Below are 21236 nucleotides of genomic sequence, written 5' to 3'. Positions count from 1 at the left end.
CCCAATCCTGTATAGATGACGAATTTCAGACGTGGAATTGCGTGCTGAATAAGCGCCAAAGTGTTCGTGCCGAATTAGCTCTGCATTTCCGGCGCATGCACATCTGCGCACGGCCGCGGCAGGGCCGATGGTACGCTTGGGTTTCTCAATGTCACGTGGCAGGAGATTGCCGATCATGAAGCGTTTGTGCTGCGCAGCGTTCATCGCGTTCCTGCTTGCCGGTTGTGCTTCATCGCCGCCGCCCGCTGCCGACACGGACACCTACATGCTGCACACGCCCGATTCCGCGAAGCCCGGCGCGCCCGGCTCGAAGCAGCCGAGACTCACCGTGGGCGTAAGCGACCCCGACACGCAACTGATTCTTCCGTGGTTCCTCAACGACATCATCAACTTCGTGAATTACCGCTAGTTGTTGCTCTTTCTTCCGCGCCCCGGTAAACCCTCCCTTGAAGCCTGAAAATCCATTTCCTACTCTATGAAACGTTTCAGTTCAGACGGATAGCAACAGGCAATCACTTCGGGCGGACAGACCAGCATGGACGACCGCAAGAAAAGTGCCAGTACCCTCAAGGACGTTGCGAACGCGGCGGGTGTTTCGCTGGGCACGGCATCGAAGGTACTCGCAGGGGCCGCGAATGTGAGCGAAGCACGGCAGCGGCAGGTTTGGGAGGCCGCCCGCAAGCTCGGCTACCGCCGCAACAGCCTGGCCGCCGAATTGCGCAGTTGCCGCTCCACGTCCATTGGGTTTGTCGTGCCCGACCTGACCAATTCGTTCTTCATCGAGCTGGTCTGCGCACTCGAAGATCACGCACTCGAATCCGGCTACCGGCTGATCCTCGCGCACGCGCAGGAGGACCCGGAACGCGAAGCGGAGCGCATCCGCTTCGTCCTTTCGCGCCAGGTGGCGGGCATGATCATCATTCCATGCCACGGTTACGAGCACGCGATCAGCGAACTGCGCGAATGCGACGTGCCGCTCGTGATGGCCGATCGCGTGGACAGCAGCTTTCCCGCCAATACCGTTACGACCGACAGCCATCGCGCGGCCATGGACGGCACCGGGCATCTCATCGCGCTCGGTCACCGCCGCATCACGTTCATCGTCAATGCGCTCGACCTCGTGAACAGCCGCGAGCGCGCCCAGGGCTATCAGGACGCGATGCGGCGCGCCGGGCTCGCACAATACGCCAACGTCGTGGTGTGCGGCATGAGCGATACCGAAAGCCATGCGACGACGCTCGGCGTGATCGCCGCGCGCGCGCGTCCCACAGCGCTTTTCACCGGCGCCAACGTCGCGACGCTCGGCGCGCTGCGGGCGATACGCGACGCGGGCTTGCGCCTGCCCGACGACATCTCGCTGCTTTCATTCGACGACGCGCCGTGGATGTCGGTGCTGCGTCCCGGCATCAGTTCCATTCGCCAACCCGCCGAGGCGATCGCCCGCGGCATCTGGCACCTCCTGCACAAACAACTGCAGGGCGAGAACCCGGAGATCGTGCATTTGCGCATGCGCGCCGACCTTCGCGTGCGCGAGAGCACGGGCCCGATGCGGTATGACGAATGGGGCGAAGCGGCGAGCGTGTCCGCCGCGCCGCCGCTATAACGTTTTATTTTTCGTAGCACCCGAGGCAGGCCGTACGCGCCGCCCGGTTCAGACAACAAAGGAGACAGGGCAATGGACAGTCAACGACGCATTCTGATTGCGGGTCTGGTCGCCGTACCGCTTGCCGGTGCAGCGGGTCTTCTCGGGACGCTCAGCGCGCCCGCGTTCGGGCAGCAGAAGAAGTATCGCTTCGGCTTCTCGCAGGTGACCACGGTCGAGCCCTGGCGTGTGCAGTTCAACAAGGACATGAAAGCCGAGGCCGCGAAGCATCCACAGGTCGATCTGATCATTGCCGATGCAGGCGATCGCACCGACAAGCAGAATGCCGACATGGAGAATTTCATCGCCCAGAAGATGGATGCGATCTTCATTTCGCCCAAGGAGTCGGCGGGGCTGACCGGCGTGGTGGAAAAAGCCTATAAAGCAGGGATTCCCGTGTTCGTGCTCGATCGCGAGGTGAACGGCGAATCCTTTACGCAGTTCATTGGCGGCGACAACGTGCAGATCGGCCGCGAAGCCGGCTCGTTCATCGTCAAGCTGATGGGCGGGCCGGGACACGCACAGGGCAATCTCGTGGAAGTGTGGGGCGGCTTCGGCGCGCAGCCCGCGCACGATCGCCACGACGGCGCGGTGAGCGTGACCGGCAAAGAACCCGGCATCAAGCTCGTGGGCGAGCGCGTGGACTGCGACTGGAAGCAGGACAAGGCCTACGAGTACATGAAGACGGTGTTGCGCGTGAATCCGAAGATCGATGTTGTCTACGGGCACAACGATCCGATGGCCTACGGTGCCTATCTTGCGGCCAAGGATGCGGGGCGCGACAAGAGCATCAAGTTCGTGGGCATCGACGGCTTGCCGCAGGAGGGCGCCACCTGGGTGGCGCAAGGGCTGCTTGCCGGCACGTTCATGTATCCCACGCCCGGCGCCGAAGGCATACGCCAGGCGCTCAAGCTGCTTGGTGGCGAAAAGATCCCGAAGAAGGTCACCTTGCCGACGCAGGGCATTTTTGCCGACAACGCCAAGGCGTATATTGCTAGCCACTCCTGAATGAATGCCACTGCCACTGCCAACGCTGCGCTGATCGAAGCGATAGGCCTGTCGATATCGTTCAACGGCAGCGCTGTGTTGTCGAGCGTCGACTTCGATGTCGTGGCGGGCGAGGTGCATGCGCTCGTCGGCGAGAACGGCGCGGGCAAATCGAGCCTCATGAAGATGCTGGGCGGGCTCTATACGCCAGACAGCGGCACCATACGCGTACAAGGCGTGCCCACACGCCTTGCGAGCGTGAACGACGCGATCGATGCCGGAATCGCGATCATTCATCAGGAGCTGAATCTCGTCGATACGCTTTCGGCTGTCGACAATATTTTTCTTGGCAAGGAACCGCGCACGCGCTGGGGCTTTCCGGACCGGCGCGCCATGCGCGCGGCTGCGCGCGACGTACTGGGTCAACTGGGCTTTCGCGCGAGCCCCGACACGCTGGTCGGCGCGCTGCGGGTGGGCGAAAAGCAACTGGTGGAAATCGCCAAGTCGCTTCTGGCCGAAGCGCGGGTGCTGATCATGGACGAGCCGACCTCGGCGCTCTCCGACGCGGAGACACACGCGCTCCTCACACTCACGCGGCAACTGCGCGAGCGCGGTATGGGCATCGTGCTGATCAGCCACCGGCTGGGGGAAGTCTTCGCCGTGGCCGACCGCGTGACCGTGCTGCGCGACGGCCGGCGCATCTCGACGCTGCCGGTCGCGCAGGTGGAGTCGTCGACGGCGCTCGTTTCGATGATGATCGGCAAGGACTTCGCGCCGCCCGAGCGCGGCGCGGACGAGGCGCCGCGCGCTCGCGCCACGAGTGTGGATGTGCGCGATCTTTCGCTGTGGGGGCCCGCGCGCGCGATGGTGCGCGATGTTTCGTTTTCGGTGCGCGAGGGCGAAGTGTTCGGCCTCTCGGGTTTGCTCGGCGCGGGCAAGACCGAAGTGCTCGAAGCCATCTACGGGATCTCGGCCTACCGGCAGGAGGGCGCCATTGCCATCGCGGGGCGGCGCCAGTCATTCAGGTCTCCAGACGAAGCTGCACAATCGGGTCTTGCGTTCGTGACCGAAGACCGAAAGAAGGATGGACTCGTGCTCGACCAGTCGCTCGAAGCGAATCTCGTGCTGCCGTCGTTGCCGCGTGTGCCCGGTTTTCCGTTCTACAGGCGGCGCAGGTTGTGCAACTGGGCCGCCGAACAGGCTCGCGCGTCGCGGGTCAAGCATCGCAGCCTGGCGCAGAGCGCCAATAGCCTTTCGGGCGGCAATCAGCAAAAGCTCATCATCGGCAAGTGGCTGATGACGAAGCCGCGCATCCTGCTGCTCGACGAGCCGACACGCGGCGTGGACGTCGCCGCCAAAGCGGAGATTTACCGGCAGATACTCGACGCGGCGCGCTCGGGCGTGACCGTGCTGATCGCGAGTTCGGAAATCGACGAATTGACCTTGCTGTGCGACCGCATTCTCGTGCTGTGCGAAGGGCGTGCCAAGCAGATCGTGCCGCGCAGCGATTTTTCCGGCGACCTGCTGATCGATCTCGCTTCGCCCTGAATTGCGCCTGAATTGCTCCTGACTGGAGGCTGACCATGCAGCACGTGCAGGACCATGTCGCCGAGCCGGATGCGCCAACGCGCAGGCGTCAACTGAGCACGCTCATGACGCACCTGAAGTACTACCTGGGGCTGATCTTGCTGCTCGTGGTGGGCGCATTCACCTCGCCTCACTCGACCGATGGCAGCAACATCTTTCTTTCCAGCGCGAACATCTCCGATGTGTTTCGGGAGGTCGCGAACGTCGGCGTGATGTCGATCGGCATGACGCTCGTGATCGTCACCGCGGGCATCGACCTTTCCGTCGGGGCGATCATGGGACTCGGCAGCGTGCTGACCGCGATGCTCCTCACCACGCAAGGATGGAGCCGCGCGACTTACGCGTCACTCGTGCTCAACGCCATTGCCGTATTTTCGATCGTATGGATCGTGCTGAGTGCATGGCGCAGGCGGCAACGCGTAGCAGGCGCGCATACCGGAGCCGCACGCGCGGTGCGCGGCGGCGTTGCGCTGCTGTGCGCGACGCTGGCGTGCCTGTATATCGCGTTGCACGCGGCGCACCGCATGCCGCTTGCAGGCGTGCTCTGGATCGTGCCGCTTGCGGGCTTCACGGTGGGCAGCATCAACGGATGGATCATCACGCGCGGGCGCATGCAGCCGTTCATCGTCACGCTGGCGGCCATGGTCGGCGTACTTGGGGCCGCGCGGCTGATCGCCGGACAGGACACTGCCGTTTATTCGATTTACAGCGGAACGAATGCCACGGCGGATATCGAGAACCTGCGAGCGCTGCTGTTTAATCTGATTCCGGTACCCGCGCTTTTCTTTCTCGTGATCGCGTTGGTTTTCGGTTTCGTGATGAATCGCACCGTGTTCGGAAAATATCTGTACGCAATCGGCGGAAACGAAAAATGCGCCGTGGTTTCAGGGCTCGATGTCAAGCGCTACAAGATGATGGCCTACGCCATTTCCGGCCTGCTCTCGGCGCTGGTTGGCGTGCTCTATGCGGCGCAGTACCGTCAGGGGAAGGCCGATGCCGGGACCGGCTGGGAACTCGATGCGATTGCGGCCGTGGTGATTGGCGGGACGAGTCTTTCCGGCGGCGTTGGACGCATATCGGGCACGGTGGCCGGCGTGCTCATATTCGGCTTTCTTGGCAATATTCTGTTGCTCAACGATATCGACAGCAATACCCAGCTGGTCCTCAAAGGCCTGATCATCGTGATTGCCGTGTTTTTGCAGCAGACCGACTATGGGCGCGGCGGCTGGTTCAAGCGGATCAAACGCGGTGTTACGCGGCACGATCAATAAATAAAACGCCGTGCGTGGACGATACGGGTCGCGTCCGCGCGCGGCGTTCCATTCACTCTCACCGGCTTCAGCGTCCGCGCGCAAGCCAACTGTCCACCGATTGCACACCGGGGACGGCCGCCGCAGTGCGTTCGGCCAGCGCGACCTGTTCGTGTTCCGGCACAAATCCGAGCAGCGTGACCGTATTGCCTCTGGCAAAAACAAATACATGAGAATTGCTCACGCCGTTGCGCGCGAGACTGACCCGGACGTCGTGTGCGAGTTGCGGGTTGCTTGCTCCGGAATCGGTTTGAGCCTGAACGGCTGGCACGATGGCGCTGGAAATCAGTAATGCGAGCGTGGAAGTGATGATGGCTTTCACGATACCTCCTTGCAGTGTGGCAGAAGTGCCGGTCAATTCCGGCAGCAAGCCTTCCGGCCCGCTTCAACGCAGGGCCGCGGAAGTCAGAGGGCAAGCCGCCTCGCGCAGCACGGTGAAAGCCGCAACGGCGCGTCGAGGGCTTTGCCCGGCGAAAGTGACGCTGGTGCGTGCTGGTGCATTGCGTTCGGACGGGACGTCGCGCGCGCGACGTGGCGGGGAACAGCGGGAGTCGAGGCGCAGAGTGTTGCGTGGCGCGATCGTGTGAAACCGGAAAGCCCGCGGGATTCATACGCAGTCCCGCGCTGAGCGTGCTTACCGGCAAATCTCAACTCGTTGCCCGGCAGGGTATACCTTGATCATAGTCGCTATCGCCCACGCGTGCTGGTGACAGCGCTGTCAACCCCCAACCGGAAAGCTGAAGGCGCAACGGGCAAGAATTTTCATTTCGTCGTTGCAACTTCACAACATCGAAGCGCGGCGTTTGAAAGCGCTGTCAAGCGCAATTTGGCCGCTGTAGCACGGGTGTTCGGAACATTTCCCACGCCGCGCATATTTTCCCTCACGACCACAAACGGATTTGGGAGGCTTGTGACCATAACGGAATGGTCATAAAGCAGGGGCCTACTCCGGGACCTGGCGGCGTGCAACTGTTATCGGTAACAGCGTTTTCCCTAACCTGCCGGTTCGATACACGGAGCAGGGGCGTCCCTATAATCGCCTCGAAATGTGATTCGGGACATTTCAGTGAGGCAGCCTGGTAGGTAACGTGTAGAGCGCACGCGACCTGCGCGGTTTGGAGACGCCAAAATATATATAGGATACCTAATGAAAAAGAAGCTTATTGCTTTGTCGGTGATGGCAGCTGCAACGACGATGGCGCACGCGCAGAGCAGCGTCACCCTGTATGGCCGTATCGACAACGGCGTGCAGTATGAGACCGGCCTGCCGGGCGGTAACAAGTTCTCGGCGCAGAGCGGCGACTGGGGTTGCTCCTGGTTCGGCCTGCTCGGTTCGGAAGATCTCGGCGGCGGCACGAAGACGGTCTTCCAGCTGGAAGGCCAGCTCAATACGATGACGGGCGCTTCGGCGGGCAACCTGTTCGGCCGTCATGCCACGGTGGGCTTGACCAACGACCGCTTCGGTCTGTTCAAGATCGGTAACCTCGGCGCCGGCGAACTCTCGCAGGACAGCTGGGGCGCTGACCCGCAGTTGATGCAGCGTTACGCCATCTCGACGCTGGTGCGCGGTCGTAACTGGGCGAGCACGAGCAACGGCGCGGAATATGACTCGCCTACGCTGTTCGGCGGCCTCGTGTTCAAGGGCCAGTATTCGCTGACCAACAACACGAGCTGGAACTCGGCGCCTGTCAACGCGCAAGGTGTGCCGACCGGCCAGGGCCGTACGAACGCGGTTGAAGGCATCTACACGTGGGGTAGCGGCGACTTCCGCGTGATCTATGACGAAGTCCGCGGTGCAAACGGCTCGTTCAACAACGTGTATTCGGCTTCGCGCTCGATTCTCGTTGGCGGCACGTATGTGCTTGGTCCTGTCAAGCTGTATGCGGGCTACCAGCACTTGAGCGCACCGGACGCCACCGACGCAAGCATGGGCGTGACCGGCACGCAGCCGGCTGGCGTGAGCGCACCGACGGCGGTGAATCACGAGTGGATCGGCGCTGGCTGGCAGGTGAACGACGCTTCGGCGATCACGGCTGCGGTGTTCCACGCGAACGCGAACAACGGCAACGGCAACGCCACGCTGTTCACGCTCGGCACGACGTACAACCTGTCGAAGCGCACGTTCCTGTACGCGGAAGCCGGCTACGTGCACAACAGCTCGACGTCGAACATCAACCTCGGCAACGGTCCGTACGGCAACAACAACTTCGACGCGGCGACGGGCACGTCGTCGAACGACAACCCGAACTACGGTCACAGCCAGACCGGTGTGTTCGCGGGCATCATGCACATGTTCTGATTTGAGTTTGTTTGACCTGTAGTTGTTGTGATCTCTTTGTGTCAGGTATTGCTTAATTCTCTCTCTAGAGAGGCCGGTGCGATCTCTCCTCCACCCTGGTCGCACCGGCTGCTTTTTCTGTGGTTTGTTGTTTCACTTAGTCAATTCGAATTCGTATCGGGAATCGCTTTTTTCAGTATTTGAAAGCGCTTTCATGGAAATGTTCAGGCGGAACTCATGACCGACGGCACCAACGAAACACCCGGCGCGCCCAGTGTCCCTGGTGGTCCAACTGCGGGCCCGAACGTGACGCTGGAAGAAATTGCGCGCGCAGCCGGCGTGTCTCCGAGCACGGTGTCGCGCATCCTGAACGGTACCGCACGCGTGCTTCCCGAAAAGCAGCGAGCCGTGGAAGAGGCCATCGCGCGGTTCAACTATCGGCCAAACGTGCTGGCGCGCAGTCTTGCGAGCGGCCGGACCGAAACCATCGGCGTATTGACGCAGGCCGTGTCGAGTCCGTTTTACGCCGAGTGGCTGCGCGGAATTGAAGAGGCGCTTGCCGAACCGGGCTTCACGCCGATTTTCGTGAGCAGCCGCTGGAATGTCGTCGACGAAAAGGCGCGCCTCGAAGAATTCATCGCGCGCCGCGTGGACGGCATCATTCTGCTGCACGCACAACTCGACGAGCCAACGCTCACCGAATATTCGCGCTACGCACCCATGCTCGTGCTGGGGCGCTCGGTGCAAAACGGCCTGGCGCTGGCAGGCCTGCCGATCGACAACCTGCAGGGCGCGCGCGACGCGACGCGGCATTTGATCGAGCAGGGCCACCGCGAAATCGCATTCATTGCCGGCCCGAGCAATCACGAGGACGCGATCGAGCGTCTCGACGGCTACCGCAGCGCGCTGGAAGAAGCGGGCATCGGTTTCGACGCCGATCTGGTCGAGCAGGGCGATTACCTCGAAACCGGCGGTGTCGCGGCGATGGAGCGGCTGCTGACGCGCCGGCCTTCGCTGAGTGCGGTGTTCTGTGCGAACGACCAGACCGCGTATGGCGCGCGTCTGACGATGTTTCGCCGCGGCGTGCGCGTGCCCGAGGACGTATCGCTGGTCGGCTTCGACGATTTGCCGACCTCCTCATATATGACGCCGCCTTTGACGACGGTCAGGCAGCCGACCTATGAAATCGGCCGGCTCGCGGCGCAAGGCATCGTGCAGATGATCCGCAAGCAGCCGGTGGCACTGAGCCCGATTCCGCTCACGCTGGTCACGCGCGAAACGACGCGTCGGATCGGACCTTCGTTGAGCGGGGGAGATGCACGTGCGTGAAGGCTGTGCCCACGTGTGAGTCCTTGGTGGGCCGTTTTTTTAGTTTTGCCGTGAAAGCGCTTTCAAACATCAGAGCGCGGCAAGCATGTCGTTAAGCATGACGAATCAATACAACAGGGGAAGTAGTTCGTAGCAGCAGGGGAGCATTTGAACGTCACTCACAAACGTTTCATCAGGAGACATGTAATGAATTTCCGTTTTTCAGGCACTGCCGCCGCCGTTTTGCTGAGCCTCGCTACCGTGGCCGCGCATGCCAACACCACGCTGACTGTCGCGGTGTTTCCGAAGCTCGACCAGGAAATCAAGGACGCGATTCCCGCGTGGAAGAAACTGCATCCGGACGTCGACATCAAGGTGTCGTCGCTCGCGATCGGCGACCACCACAACGCCATGACCACCGCGCTTGCGACCAGCTCGGACCTGCCCGACGTGATGGCCGTGGAAGTCGGCTTCATCGGCCGGTTCGCTGCGGGCGGCGGTCTCGAAGATCTGGCCAAGCCGCCTTATAGCGCGGGTCAGTACAAGAGCCAGTTCATCAACTACACGTTCGCGCAGGCCACCACGCAGGACGGCCAGATTGTCGGCATGCCGGGCGATATCGGCCCGGGCACGCTGTTCTACCGCAAGGACATTCTCGACAAGGCGGGCGTGACCGAAGCCGACCTGACGAAGTCGTGGGACTCGTATCTCGCGGCCGGCCAGAAGATCAAGAAGGCGACGGGCGCGTACCTGATGGCGTCGTCGCGCGATATCGAAGACATCTATATTCGCGCCGACCTGAAGGAAGGCGACGGCGTGTACTTCGACAAGGCCGGCAATCCGGTCGTGACGTCGCCGCGTTTCGTGAAGGCGTTCGAGCTTGCGAAGAAGGCGCGCGATCTCGGCCTCGACGCGAAGATCACGCCGTGGTCGAACGAATGGGCCGAAAGCTTCAAGCGCGGCACGGTGGCGACGCAAATGATGGGCGCATGGCTTGGCGGCCACCTCTCGTCGTGGATCGCACCGGACACGAAGGGTCTCTGGCGCGCGACGAATCTGCCTGGCGGCGCTTATGCTTCATTTGGCGGCACGTTCTGGTCGATCCCGGTGAAGGCCACGCAAAAGCAACTGTCGTGGGAATTCATCAAGTTCCTGACGACGCGCACGGACGAGCAGCTCGCTTCGTTCCGCTCGATCGACGCCTTTCCGGCGCTGCTTTCCGCTCAGCACGACGACTTCTTCGCGCAGCCCGTGGCGTTCCTCGGCAACGAGCAAGCTCGCCTGATCTGGCGTGATGCCGCCGCGCATATCCCGGCGATCCAGCGCAGCAAGTATGACCAGGTTGCCGAAGAGGCGGTCCACTCGGCGCTCGACAAGGTGGTCGACAGCAACGAGGACATCCACCAGGCACTGCAGGAAGCACAGGCTGATATCACGCATCGTGTCCGCCGTTAAGCGGTTTTGATGAAACGGCGCGGCGCTACGCCGCGCTCTGAAGCCCGCTGCAACAGCGTGGCCGCCCACCTGGGCTGGCCACGCACGAATGGACGGAACTATTGATGAACTCTCCTCTGCCCACAACTGAACAGGTTTCCCGCGAAGGGCTCGCGCGCGACACGCTCGCGCCGCTCACCCACGCTCGCGGAAAGCTGCGGCTCAATCCGGTCAAGATTGCGCCGTACCTGTTTCTCGCGCCGTTTTTCGTGCTGTTTGCGGTGTTCCTGGCCTTTCCGCTGCTGTTTTCGCTGTATCTCTCGTTCCAGAGCTGGGACGCGACGGCGGGACTGGCGAGCATGAAGTGGGTGGGCCTGTCGAACTTCACGTTCACGCTGACTGACCCGTGGTACTGGAAATCGCTCTACAACACGGCCTCGATGGCGGTCATGTCCGGCGCGCCGCAGCACCTCATTGCGCTGCCGCTGGCGTTCTTTCTGCAAACCGCGTTCCGCCGCTGGCGCAATTTCGTGGTTGGGCTGTACTTTCTGCCCTTCATCACGTCGAGCGTGGCGATCGCGCTGATTTTCTCGTCGCTGTATTCGACCGACTTCGGCATGATCAACCTCGCCATTGCCGAAATCGGCAAGATCCCGGGGCTGCACTGGATCGTGCCTTCGAAACCGATCGAGTGGCTGTACAACCCGGCCAATGTGAAACCGGCGGTCTCCGTTGTCGTGTTCTGGCGCTATGTGGGCTGGAATACGGTGCTGTATCTGTCTGCACTGCAGACCATTCCGAAGGACATTTACGAAGCGGCGCGCATTGACGGCGCGAACGGCTGGCAACAGTTCACGCGCATCACGATCCCGCTTCTGAAGCCGATGATTTTCTTTGCGGTCACGCTTTCGATCATCGGCGGGCTGCAACTGTTCGAAGAGCCGTTCATCCTGCTCCCGAATGACGGCATGGGGACGAGCCAGTCCGGCCTGACCACGGCGGTCTACATGTATCGCACGGCATTCCACGACGGCGACTTCGGCACGGCCAGTTCGATTGCGTGGCTGCTCTTTATCACGATCTCCGCGCTGATGTGGCTCAACACGCGCATTTTCCACCGCAGCGGCATGAAAGAGGAGGCACAGCGATGAAACTGTCCAACAACAAGGCACGTTACACCGGTTATGCCGTCGTGCTGGCGGGCGCGGTGCTGATGTTCTCGCCGTTCTGGTTCATGTTCGTCTTCGCCACGCACACGAGCTCCGAGATTTTCTCGATGCCGCCGCCGCTCTGGTTCGGCAACGCGTTTCTCGACAACATGGCCTCGCTCATGCGGCACATTCCGTTCTGGCGCAATCTGGGCTGGAGCTTCTACACGGCCACGATTCAGACCTTGCTGACGTTGCTCGTCACGTCGATGGCCGGTTACGCGTTCGCGATGTACGAGTTCCGCTTCAAGAAGACGCTCTTTGCCGTTGCGCTCACGGCCATGCTGGTGCCGCCGTTTCTCGGCATGATTCCGACCTTCATGACGATGAACCTGCTCGGCTGGATCAATCAGCCGCGCGCGCTGTATGTGCCAGGCGCTGCCGCCGCGCTCGGCGTGTTCCTCATGCGCCAGTACATCGCGTCGGCGATTCCGTCCGACCTGATCGAGGCGGCGCGCATCGACGGCTGCGGCGAGTTCCGCATTTACTGGAGCATCGTGCTGCCGCTGCTCGGGCCCGCACTGGGCACGCTCGGGCTCATCAGCTTCATTCAGGCCTGGAATAACTTTCTCTCGGCACTGGTCGTGCTGCGTTCGCCTTCGATGTACACGCTGCCCCTCGCGCTGCGCATTCTGCAAAGCCCGACCAACTCGGACTGGGGCGCGGTCATGGCGGGGTCCGCGGTGGCGGTGGTGCCGTTGCTCGTGCTGTTCGCCTTCACCTCGCGGCGTTTGATCGACGGTTTGACGACCGGCGCGGTCAAAGCCTGAGTTTCACACTTTCATTTCAAGCAAGTTCGCCGAAAAGCGAACACGACTAATCAGGATACCTATCGTTATGTCGACGTTTCGATTCAAGGAAAACTTCGTTTGGGGCGTGGCCACCAGCTCGTATCAGATCGAAGGCGCAGCGCGTGAAGACGGCCGTGGCGAGTCGATCTGGGACACGTTCTGCCGCGTGCCCGGCAAGGTCGTGAAAGGCGAAAGCGGCGACGTGGCCTGCGATCACTACCATCGTTTCGAAGAAGACCTCGATCTGATGGCGCAAATGGGCGTCAATGCTTACCGTTTTTCGATTGCATGGCCGCGTGTGCAGCCGGACGGCCGCGGCGCCTACAACGACAAGGGCCTCGCGTTCTACGAGCGTCTGGTCGACGGTTTGCTCGAGCGCGGAATTCAACCGTTCGCCACGCTCTATCATTGGGACTTGCCGCAAGCGCTGCAGACGGCGCAGAACGGCTGGGAAAGCCGCGACACGGCGTATCGTTTTGCCGACTACGCACGCAAGATCGGCAGCGTGCTGGGCGACCGGGTTGCTTCGATCGCCACGCACAACGAGCCGTGGTGTACCGCATGGCTCGGCAATGCAACGGGCTACTTCGCTCCGGGCAACGCCGACCTGAAGAAAGCGGCTCACGTGGCGCATCATCTGCTGCTTTCGCACGGCCTGGCGGTTCAGGCCATGCGTGCCGACGGCGTGAAGGCGCCGCTTGGCATCGTGCTCAACCAGTCGCCGGCACACGGCGCGACCGACGCGCCAGAAGATATTGCCGCCGCATCACTCGAATACGCGAAGTTCGTGCGCTGGTACATGGACCCGATCTTCAAGGGCGAATATCCGGCCGAAGCGTTGAACTGGTATGGCGCAAACGGCCCGCAGGAGGTCATTCGCGAAGGCGATTTCGACATCATCGGCGCGCCGCTCGACTTCCTCGGCATCAACTATTACACGCGTATTTTCGCGAGCGCTTCGGGCGTCAAGCGTCCTCCGGGCGTGCACGGTTTCACGGACATGGACTGGGAAGTCTATCCGGAAGGTCTGACCGAACTGCTCACGAAGCTCAATGCCGAGTACAAGCTGCCGCCGATTTTCATCACCGAGAACGGCTGCGCGGCGAAAGACGTGCTCGAAAACGGCCGCGTTCAGGACACCGACCGCATCCGTTTCCTCGATCTGCACCTGGCTGCGCTGTCCGATGCCGCGCAACAAGGCGTGGACGTGGCCGGCTATTTCGCATGGAGCATGCTGGACAACTTCGAATGGGCGTGCGGCTACGACAAGCGCTTCGGTATGGTGTACGTCGACTACGAGACCCAGAAGCGCACGTTGAAGGACAGCGCGCACTGGTATAGCGAGGCCATCGCGGAGCATGCGGCCGCCGAGGCAGCCCGCTAACGCGGGCCCAGGGAACAGCACCGTAACCCGCGCGACAGAGGACGAGACGCCGATATCGCGCGGGACGGCAAGGCAAGAGCACTAAGGAGGACGTAACAATGGGCGAACTCGTATTGCGCAACGTCGTGAAGACGTACGGTGAAGGTCCGCAGATCATTCAGGGCATCGATCTGCATATTCCGGACGGGCAGTTCACGGTATTCGTCGGACCTTCGGGTTGCGGGAAGTCGACCATGCTGCGCATGATCGCCGGGCTCGAGGAAGTGAGCGGCGGCGACATTCTGATCGACGGCGTGCGTGTGAACGATCTGCAGCCGGTGGACCGCGGCGTGTCGATGGTGTTTCAGAGCTATGCGCTCTATCCGCATATGACGGTGGCGGAGAACATGGGATTTTCGCTCAAGCTCTCGGGCAAATCGAAGCGCGAAGTGCGCGAAGTCGTGGGCCGTGCCGCGGAAATCCTGCAGATCACGCACCTGCTCGATCGCAAGCCCAAGGCGCTCTCGGGCGGCCAGCGGCAGCGCGTTGCGATTGGCCGCGCGATCGTGCGCAAGCCGCGCGTGTTTCTGTTCGACGAACCGCTGTCGAATCTCGATGCGGCGCTGCGCGTGCAGATGCGCATCGAACTGGCGAAGCTGCACCGTGAGCTGGGCACGACGATGATCTACGTGACGCACGATCAGGTCGAGGCGATGACGCTCGGCGAGCAGATCGTGGTGTTCAACAAGGGCAACATCGAACAGACGGGCGCGCCGCTCGATCTGTATGACCGGCCCGCGAACCGCTTTGTCGGCGGCTTTATCGGCTCGCCGCAAATGAACATGCTGAACGCCACGGTGGTGTCGCAAAACGGCGTGCAAACCGTCCTGGCGCTCGCGGGTGCGAGCCATCGCATCGCGCTGTCGGGTCGGCCGGACCGTGCGCTCAATGGCGAATTGACCTTGGGCGTGCGTGCCGAACACCTGAGCATCGGCCTCGCGGACGAAGGCATCGCCGCCCGCGTCGAGCTGGTCGAGCATCTGGGCGACGTGTCGATCCTGCACGCGCGTCTGGACGGCATGGCGCACGCCATTGCGCTCAAGCTCGACAAGAAGGACGCGCAGTACGAACCGGGCGCCCGCGTGGGCATCAAGGTGGCGTCGTCCGCGGTCACGCTGTTCGACGCGAGCGGCGCGGCGGTGGCGTTCGAGCGCCCCGAAGTGGGAGAGAACGTTCAAGCCGTCGTTTGATGTGCGCGATGGCGAACGCGATGGAGACGAGTGCAATGGCGAACAAAGGGTCGAAGGGCGATTTCGAGTCGGTCGCGAGAGCGCCGGCCGGGCCAGTTGCGCCGTCTGCTGATCCACCCGAGGCGACGGACCGGGAACGCGAGCCGCCGCGCGAGCGCCCGGACCCGCCGGAGCGCGCGGAGAAAAGGCGCGAACCGCTGCATGCGTTCATCGTCCATTTCGATGCGGAGCCTTCGTCGAAGCCGCCGCGGCCGGATTATCCGGACCAGCCAACATGACGATATCGGGACAGGGATGATTACGAGTGTCGCGAATGGGCGTTACGACTTTTATTACCGCCCATTTAACGTTAGCCGGAACGGTACTTTTTTGCAGTACGCTTTGGCGAACTCGCCAGGCGCTTTTCCCTTGCTGGGCCGGGATCTGGCGGGGTTTACGCGCACGCTGCCGTATTTCACCGAGCCCAGGTAAACCACGCATGGCGGTGCCAGAACGGTGGATTTAACATCAATTAACGTTAAGGGTAACGTTATTATGTTTCTGCTTAATCGACGGTCTGCAACACGGGCAATCCTCTCCCCCAACGCTCCGCTTCCCTGCGGCAGCGTCCGTACGGCCAGGCGAGGCGTACACCGCCATTCGCACCTGGCCGCCGGCAAGCAACACACCGTGTTGTCTTGCCTCGCGGGTCGCTCGATCACAACTCGGGCTGCCTGACGGGTTCTCACAGACATATCGATTATATGAAAGCGCAAGGGCTGCCGGGGCGTATTCGTGCAAAAGATGTTACCGGTAAAAACCCGCAGTTCGTCTGTGCGGGGTGCGCCGGCGCCAGGGCGTAGTTCAGGCAGTCAACCGAAGTGCAAGGCCGATAAAGAGCCATTGGGGAACGAAGCGCAGGTATTCGATTGCGCACGCAACAACCCGATGCAATAACAATCCGATTGAATTTTGATGGGTGGAGAACGTCATGGAAAAGCGAGTATCGAAAGCCATTTTCAAGTCCCGGGCCTGCGAGCTGTTCCGCCAGGTCGAAACGCTGGGCGAAACCGTCGTCGTGACGGACCGGGGACAACCTACCATTGAAATCCGGCCCTATCGCAGCAAGACGGAGAATCCGCTCGAACTGCTGCGTGCGTCGATCACGCATTTCAACCTCAAGCACGCGTTAGCACCGGTTCCCGCCGAGCAGGAAGAGTAATGATCACGCTCGACACGCTTGCGCTCGTGTGCTGGCTCGGCAGGCAGAAAGCGTTGAGCCAGGCCGCGCACGATGCGATCGACCGTGAACTCGCGGGCGGCGAGATTCTCATCTCGGCAATCAGCGCGCTCGAAATTGCGGAGTTCGTGAAGGCCGGCAGCCTTGGGCTCACGATGGACGCCCGGAGTTGGCTCTCCACGTTTCTGAAGCTGGATGGCGTGCGCCTGATTCCGGTCGATTCCGAAATTGCGTTCCGCGCGGCGACGCTGCCGCCCGCGCTGACTTCGCATCAGAGGCTGATCGTCGCGACCGCGCGCACGCATGGCGGCGCGCTCGTGACCTCCGATGCGAAGGTGCGTGCGTCGACTTACGTCGAAACGATCTGGTGACGCGAGCGGCGGTGCCGCGTCCTGGCCGGGCCGGTCGAGTCGCGCACCACCAGCTCCGCGGGCAGCGTGATGCGCTGCGAAGCGGCGTCGATGCCGGCGATCTGCGCGAGCAGCGTATTGACCGCCGAGCGCGCCATTTGCTGGAACGGCTGGCGAATCGTAGTGAGTGCGGGATGAAACTGCTCGGACATGGGAATGTCGTCGAAGCCGATCACGGAAATATCGTCGGGCACGCGCAGGCCCGCTTCCCTGACCGCGGCGATCACGCCGAACGCGCTCTGGTCGTTGGCCGTGAAGATCGCGGTGGGCGGATCGGAAAGATTGAGCAGGTCGAAGGTGACGTCGAACGCCATCATTTGCGAGAGATCGCCTGCGGCAACCAGCGCGTCTTCGCGCGGCAAGCCGAGCTTGGCGAGCGTGTCGCGATAGCCGCGTTGACGGTCGCGCACACCCTCGATGGTTTCGTCGCCGGCAAGGAAGGCAATGCGCTTGTGACCGAGTTCCGCGAGATGTTCGACCGCGAGACAGGCGCCGCCGTAGTTGTCGACGGAGACCGAAGGAAAGCCCGTGAGCGTGCCGCGCTGATCGACCACCACCACTGGCACTTTGGCCGTGGCGAGCGCTTCGAGGCAGAGCGATTCGCGCGGCAGGATGGCGAGAATGCCGTCCGAAAACTGTTGAATCAACCCAAGCAGGTCGTGATGCGTATGGCGGTCTTCGTCGAACACGGTGTACACGAGCATTTCCATGCCCGCGCCGCGTGCCGCGCGGCCCGCGCCGAGCACCAGTTCGCTCGAGAACTGCGTGTCGAGCGTGGGTGTGATGATGCCGATGATGCCGTTGCGCCCGCCGGAGAGTTTCTGCGCGGTCCGGTTCACGACATAGCCGATATCGGAAGCGATTCTCAGCACTTCGTCGCGCGTTTCGCGCGACACGCCCGGGCGTCCGTTGAGCGCGCGCGACGCGGTCATCTGCGACACCCCGGCCAGCTTGGCGACGTGCTCAAGCGTGGGAGTTTGCCTTGCCATGCGTGGTGTGGGCTTACGAGAGGTCATGTCTGCGAAGACTCGCTCGTGACTCGCTGGTTACTCCGCGGGTTAGGCGCTGGTCACGTTAGCGATACCGTTTATGTGCTGGCTATTCTATCAGATGCGCAGTTTTTCAAATGTCCACGTGTACGCAAACCTTGCGCGGGGCGCAAGCTCACGCCGGGGGCTCACCAGGAAAATCCCGCATAGCCGGAGTTCACGTCTCGGCTTAACATCCACTAACGTTAAGGCTAACGTTAAATCCTCAGGTAACACAGGTAGCTCTCAAAATTCCATAAGAGGGGACACAAACATGGCGTACCCAGGTTTCTCCAAGGCGCGGGCGGTAGCCGGCGCCACGGCACTGCTGTTCTCGTTGTCTGCAGTCGTTTCGAACGCCGTTGCGGCGGATTCCAAAACCATCACGGTATGGGATCAGCAGACCAATGCGTCGTCGAGCAAGATCATTCGTGACGCGTCGGATCGCTTCGAAAAGTCGGACCCGGGCTACAAGGTCGAAAATTCGCACGTCCTGAACGAGGCCTACAAGACGAAGCTGAAGGTCGCATTCGGCGCGAACCAGCCGCCGTGCGTGTTCGAGAACTGGGGTGGCGGCGGCCTGCAGGAGTATGTGAAGTCCGGCCAGATCGTCGATCTCACGCCGTACCTGAACAAGGACCCGGCGTTCCGCAGCCGCTTCATGCAGTCGTCGTGGAACGTCACGACGTTCGGCGGCAAGACCTACGGTGTGGCAGCCGAAAACGCGGCGGCCGCCGTGATCTTCTACAACAAGGAAGTGTTCAAGAAGTACGGCATCACGCCGCCGAAGACGTGGGATGAGCTGATGCACGTCGTCGATGTGCTGAAGCAGCACAACGTGGCCGCGTTCTCGCTGGCGAACAAGAACAAGTGGACCGGCTCGATGTACTACATGTACCTCGTCGACCGTATCGGCGGTCCGCAAGTCGTGAGCGACGCGATTGCGGGCAAGGGCAAGGGCTTCGAAGATCCGGCGTTCGTCGAAGCCGGCAAGCGCATTCAGGAGCTCGTGAAGGCCGGCGCGTTCGCGCCGGGCATCAACGGTCTCGACTATGACTCGGGTGCTTCGCGCCGTTTGCTGTATACGGGCAAGGCTGCGATGGAACTGATGGGCGCCTGGGAAGCTTCGACGATCGCGAACGAGAATCCGGCGTTCTCGAAGGATCTCGACTTCTTCCCGTTCCCGAGCGTGCCGGGCGGCAAGGGCGATCCGCGCGACCTGATCGGCACGGTGGGCGACGGCTTCCTGAGCATCTCGGCCGAGTGCAAGACGCCGGACGCCGCCTTCAAGCTGATCCAGGCGCTGACCGACGACCAGGCAATGCAGGCACGCGCCTCGGATGACCACAAGCTCCCGCCGGTCAACAACGTCAAGATCGACGATCCGTTCACGCAGCGTTTGCAGCAGCTGCTGGCCGCCGCGCCGAGCGTGCAGCTCTGGTACGACCAGGCACTGCCGCCTGCGCTGGGCGAGCTGCACAAGGACACGACGCAGGCGCTGTTCGGTCTGTCGGTCACGCCTGAGGCGGCTGCGCAGCAAATGGAAGCCGCTTCGAAGAAGGGCGGCTGATCTTTAGGGCCTGTTATCAATGTGAACAGGCCCTAACACTCAAGAAAAGTCCGGCTGGCGCCGCGAGGCGCCGGCCGGCAGACAAGCTCGTGAATATCGCACTTTCCGCTACACCTGAACGCCGGCTGAAGCTATCGTCGCAAACGCTCGTCACGGTCGTGTTTCTGGCGCCGTCGCTGCTGCTGCTGGCCGTGTTCCTGCTTTATCCGCTCGTTTCCAGCCTGCGGCTGTCGCTGCTCGACTGGAATGGCCTTGGCAATACCGCCCGCTATACCGGGCTCGCGAACTGGGTGCGGCTTGCCCACGACACGGTGTTCTGGCAATCGCTCAAGAACAACGTGATTCTCGCGGCCGCCTCGATCGTGATCCAGCTTCCTGTGGCGCTCGCGCTCGCCGTGCTGCTGGAAAAGGCCGGCCGTGGCTCGCGCGTGCTCAAGGTGCTCTATTTCCTGCCGCTGCTCATGTCGAGCGTGGCGATCGGCGTGCTGTTCAAGCAGATCTACGATCCGAATTTCGGACCGCTGAACGTCGCGCTGCAGGCCTTCGGCCTGGATGGTCTCGCGAAAGACTGGCTGGGCGACCCGCATTTCTCGCTGGGTGCGACGATCGCCGTGATCATCTGGCAGAACGCGCCGTTCTACATGATCCTGTTTCTCGCCGGCCTCTCGTCGATGCCGGCCGAAGTCAACGAAGCCGCGCTGCTCGACGGCGCTTCCGAGTGGACCATTTTCTGGCGCATCAAGCTGCCGCACCTGCAAGGCACGGTGCGCACGGCGGTGATTCTCTCCGTGCTCGGCTCGCTGCGTTACTTCGATCTCGTCTTTGTCATGACCGGCGGCGGCCCCGAAGGCTCGTCCGAGGTGATGGCCACTTACATGTATCGCACGGTGTTCAGTTCGTTCCAGCTCGGCTACGGCAGCACCATCGGCTCGGCGATGTTCCTGATCGTTATCGCGGTGGCGGCGGTGTCGATGTACTTCACCCGTCGCTACGCAACCGAGGTTTGAACCATGAAGAAGAAATTCCGCTTTCCGCGCGTGGGAATTCCACTGCTCGCGCTGATCTGGCTGGCTGTCACGACGATCCCCTTCATTTTCATGGTTGTGTCGAGCTTCAAGAGTCAGGAAGAGACCTTCTCGACGAACGTGTGGGCGCCGCCGGGGCACGTGTTCTTCGGCAACTACGCGGCAGTGCTGCAGGGGCCGTTCTTCACGTATTTCCGCAACAGCGTGTTCACGGTGGGCGTTTCGGTGGCGCTGATCGTCATCATCAGCGCGATGGCCGCCTATGTGTTTGCGCGCATGCGCTTCAAGCTGAACAAGTTGCTCTTCGGTCTCGTGGTCGCGGGCATGATCGTGCCGCTGCATGCCACGCTCGTGCCGATCTATCTGCTCACGCGTAACCTCGGTCTCTACGACACGCCGTTCGCGCTGCTCGGCCCGTATGTGGCCCTCAGTCTGCCGGTGTCGATCTTCATCCTGACCGAGTTCATGCGCCAGATTCCGCGTGAGCTGGAAGAGGCCGCGCAGCTCGACGGTTGCAGCCCGTTCCGCATTTTCTGGCGTATTTTCTTCCCGCTCTCGGGGCCGGGGCTCGCCACTGTGGCGATCTTCAACGGCATTGGTCTCTGGAACGAGTTCATCTTCGCGTACATGCTCACGTCGACGGCCGAGCACCGCACGCTGCCGCTCGCGATCTGGGACTTCATGGGGCAATACGCGTCGAACATACCCTCGATGCTGTCCGTTCTCGTGCTCACGTCGTTGCCGCTGATCGTTGCCTACGCATTCGGTCAGGAGCGCGTGATCAAGGGGATGATGGCCGGCTCGCTCAAGGGCTGATTTGCATCGC

20 protein-coding genes are annotated in these 21236 nt (G+C 62.0%); 18 read left to right on the top strand and 2 right to left on the bottom strand.

Annotated elements, in window-relative coordinates:
* Positions 1–175 precede the first annotated feature (175 nt).
* The 5 genes from U5A52_RS20500 (at position 176) to U5A52_RS20480 (ending at position 5487) form a co-directional block, all read left to right on the top strand.
* Positions 176–409: a hypothetical protein gene (locus tag U5A52_RS20500; protein WP_321936028.1), complete on the top strand. Its 234-nt coding sequence runs from the start codon at positions 176–178 to the stop codon at positions 407–409.
* A gap of 126 nt (positions 410–535) precedes the next feature.
* Positions 536–1603: a LacI family DNA-binding transcriptional regulator gene (locus tag U5A52_RS20495; RefSeq protein WP_321911303.1), complete on the top strand. Its 1068-nt coding sequence runs from the start codon at positions 536–538 to the stop codon at positions 1601–1603.
* A gap of 72 nt (positions 1604–1675) precedes the next feature.
* On the top strand, positions 1676–2650 hold the full coding sequence (locus tag U5A52_RS20490) for a substrate-binding domain-containing protein (RefSeq protein ID WP_321911302.1): 975 nt from the start codon (positions 1676–1678) through the stop codon (positions 2648–2650).
* Complete coding sequence (locus U5A52_RS20485) at positions 2651–4177, top strand: sugar ABC transporter ATP-binding protein (protein ID WP_321936027.1); 1527 nt, start codon at positions 2651–2653, stop codon at positions 4175–4177.
* 35 nt (positions 4178–4212) lie between these two features.
* Entirely contained in the window at positions 4213–5487 is a 1275-nt protein-coding gene (locus tag U5A52_RS20480) for an ABC transporter permease (protein ID WP_321936026.1), read from the top strand.
* Between the two features lie 67 nt (positions 5488–5554).
* Here the strand turns inward: U5A52_RS20480 and U5A52_RS20475 are convergent, their stop codons facing one another.
* Positions 5555–5848 (bottom strand): BON domain-containing protein, encoded by a 294-nt coding sequence (locus tag U5A52_RS20475; RefSeq protein WP_321911295.1) that lies wholly within the window; start codon positions 5846–5848, stop codon positions 5555–5557.
* A gap of 825 nt (positions 5849–6673) precedes the next feature.
* On the opposite strand from U5A52_RS20475, the gene U5A52_RS20470 reads away from it, so the two are divergent.
* The 10 genes from U5A52_RS20470 (at position 6674) to U5A52_RS20425 (ending at position 16748) form a co-directional block, all read left to right on the top strand.
* On the top strand, positions 6674–7825 hold the full coding sequence (locus U5A52_RS20470) for a porin (RefSeq protein ID WP_321911294.1): 1152 nt from the start codon (positions 6674–6676) through the stop codon (positions 7823–7825).
* A 216-nt stretch (positions 7826–8041) separates the two neighbouring features.
* A complete protein-coding gene (locus U5A52_RS20465; protein WP_321911292.1) occupies positions 8042–9133 on the top strand; it encodes a LacI family DNA-binding transcriptional regulator in 1092 nt (363 codons plus the stop codon).
* A gap of 186 nt (positions 9134–9319) precedes the next feature.
* Positions 9320–10567, top strand: coding sequence for an ABC transporter substrate-binding protein (locus tag U5A52_RS20460; protein ID WP_321911290.1), 1248 nt, complete (start codon positions 9320–9322; stop codon positions 10565–10567).
* Between the two features lie 104 nt (positions 10568–10671).
* Positions 10672–11697, top strand: coding sequence for a sugar ABC transporter permease (locus U5A52_RS20455; protein ID WP_321936025.1), 1026 nt, complete (start codon positions 10672–10674; stop codon positions 11695–11697).
* Positions 11694–12524 (top strand): carbohydrate ABC transporter permease, encoded by an 831-nt coding sequence (locus U5A52_RS20450; RefSeq protein WP_321936024.1) that lies wholly within the window; start codon positions 11694–11696, stop codon positions 12522–12524. The genes U5A52_RS20455 and U5A52_RS20450 overlap by 4 nt, the downstream gene beginning before the upstream one ends.
* A 67-nt stretch (positions 12525–12591) precedes the next feature.
* A complete protein-coding gene (locus tag U5A52_RS20445) occupies positions 12592–13929 on the top strand; it encodes a GH1 family beta-glucosidase (RefSeq protein ID WP_321936023.1) in 1338 nt (445 codons plus the stop codon).
* Positions 13930–14027: 98 nt separating this feature from the next.
* Complete coding sequence (locus U5A52_RS20440; protein WP_321911282.1) at positions 14028–15158, top strand: sn-glycerol-3-phosphate ABC transporter ATP-binding protein UgpC; 1131 nt, start codon at positions 14028–14030, stop codon at positions 15156–15158.
* Positions 15159–15193: 35 nt separating this feature from the next.
* The gene (locus U5A52_RS20435; protein WP_321936022.1) at positions 15194–15436 is read left to right on the top strand and encodes a hypothetical protein; all 243 of its coding nucleotides are present in this window, start codon (positions 15194–15196) and stop codon (positions 15434–15436) included.
* A gap of 692 nt (positions 15437–16128) precedes the next feature.
* Positions 16129–16359, top strand: a complete 231-nt coding sequence (locus tag U5A52_RS20430) for a type II toxin-antitoxin system Phd/YefM family antitoxin (RefSeq protein WP_069262207.1) — start codon at positions 16129–16131, stop codon at positions 16357–16359.
* Entirely contained in the window at positions 16359–16748 is a 390-nt protein-coding gene (locus U5A52_RS20425) for a type II toxin-antitoxin system VapC family toxin (RefSeq protein ID WP_042267575.1), read from the top strand. Before U5A52_RS20430 ends, U5A52_RS20425 begins: the two co-directional genes overlap by 1 nt.
* Here U5A52_RS20425 and U5A52_RS20420 read toward each other — a convergent pair.
* A complete protein-coding gene (locus tag U5A52_RS20420) occupies positions 16727–17776 on the bottom strand; it encodes a LacI family DNA-binding transcriptional regulator (RefSeq protein WP_321911278.1) in 1050 nt (349 codons plus the stop codon). The genes U5A52_RS20425 and U5A52_RS20420 overlap by 22 nt on opposite strands.
* A 313-nt stretch (positions 17777–18089) precedes the next feature.
* On the opposite strand from U5A52_RS20420, the gene U5A52_RS20415 reads away from it, so the two are divergent.
* The 3 genes from U5A52_RS20415 (at position 18090) to U5A52_RS20405 (ending at position 21226) form a co-directional block, all read left to right on the top strand.
* On the top strand, positions 18090–19385 hold the full coding sequence (locus tag U5A52_RS20415) for an extracellular solute-binding protein (protein WP_321911276.1): 1296 nt from the start codon (positions 18090–18092) through the stop codon (positions 19383–19385).
* 89 nt (positions 19386–19474) lie between these two features.
* Positions 19475–20392, top strand: coding sequence for a sugar ABC transporter permease (locus tag U5A52_RS20410; RefSeq protein WP_321911275.1), 918 nt, complete (start codon positions 19475–19477; stop codon positions 20390–20392).
* A gap of 3 nt (positions 20393–20395) precedes the next feature.
* Positions 20396–21226, top strand: a complete 831-nt coding sequence (locus tag U5A52_RS20405; protein ID WP_321911273.1) for a carbohydrate ABC transporter permease — start codon at positions 20396–20398, stop codon at positions 21224–21226.
* Positions 21227–21236 lie beyond the last annotated feature (10 nt).

The sequence above is a fragment of the Paraburkholderia sp. J8-2 genome (genome assembly GCF_905220195.1).
Lineage (GTDB): Bacteria > Pseudomonadota > Gammaproteobacteria > Burkholderiales > Burkholderiaceae > Paraburkholderia.
The sequence above is the reverse complement of the archived record's forward strand: the minus strand, read 5'-3'. Positions and strand labels throughout refer to the sequence as shown.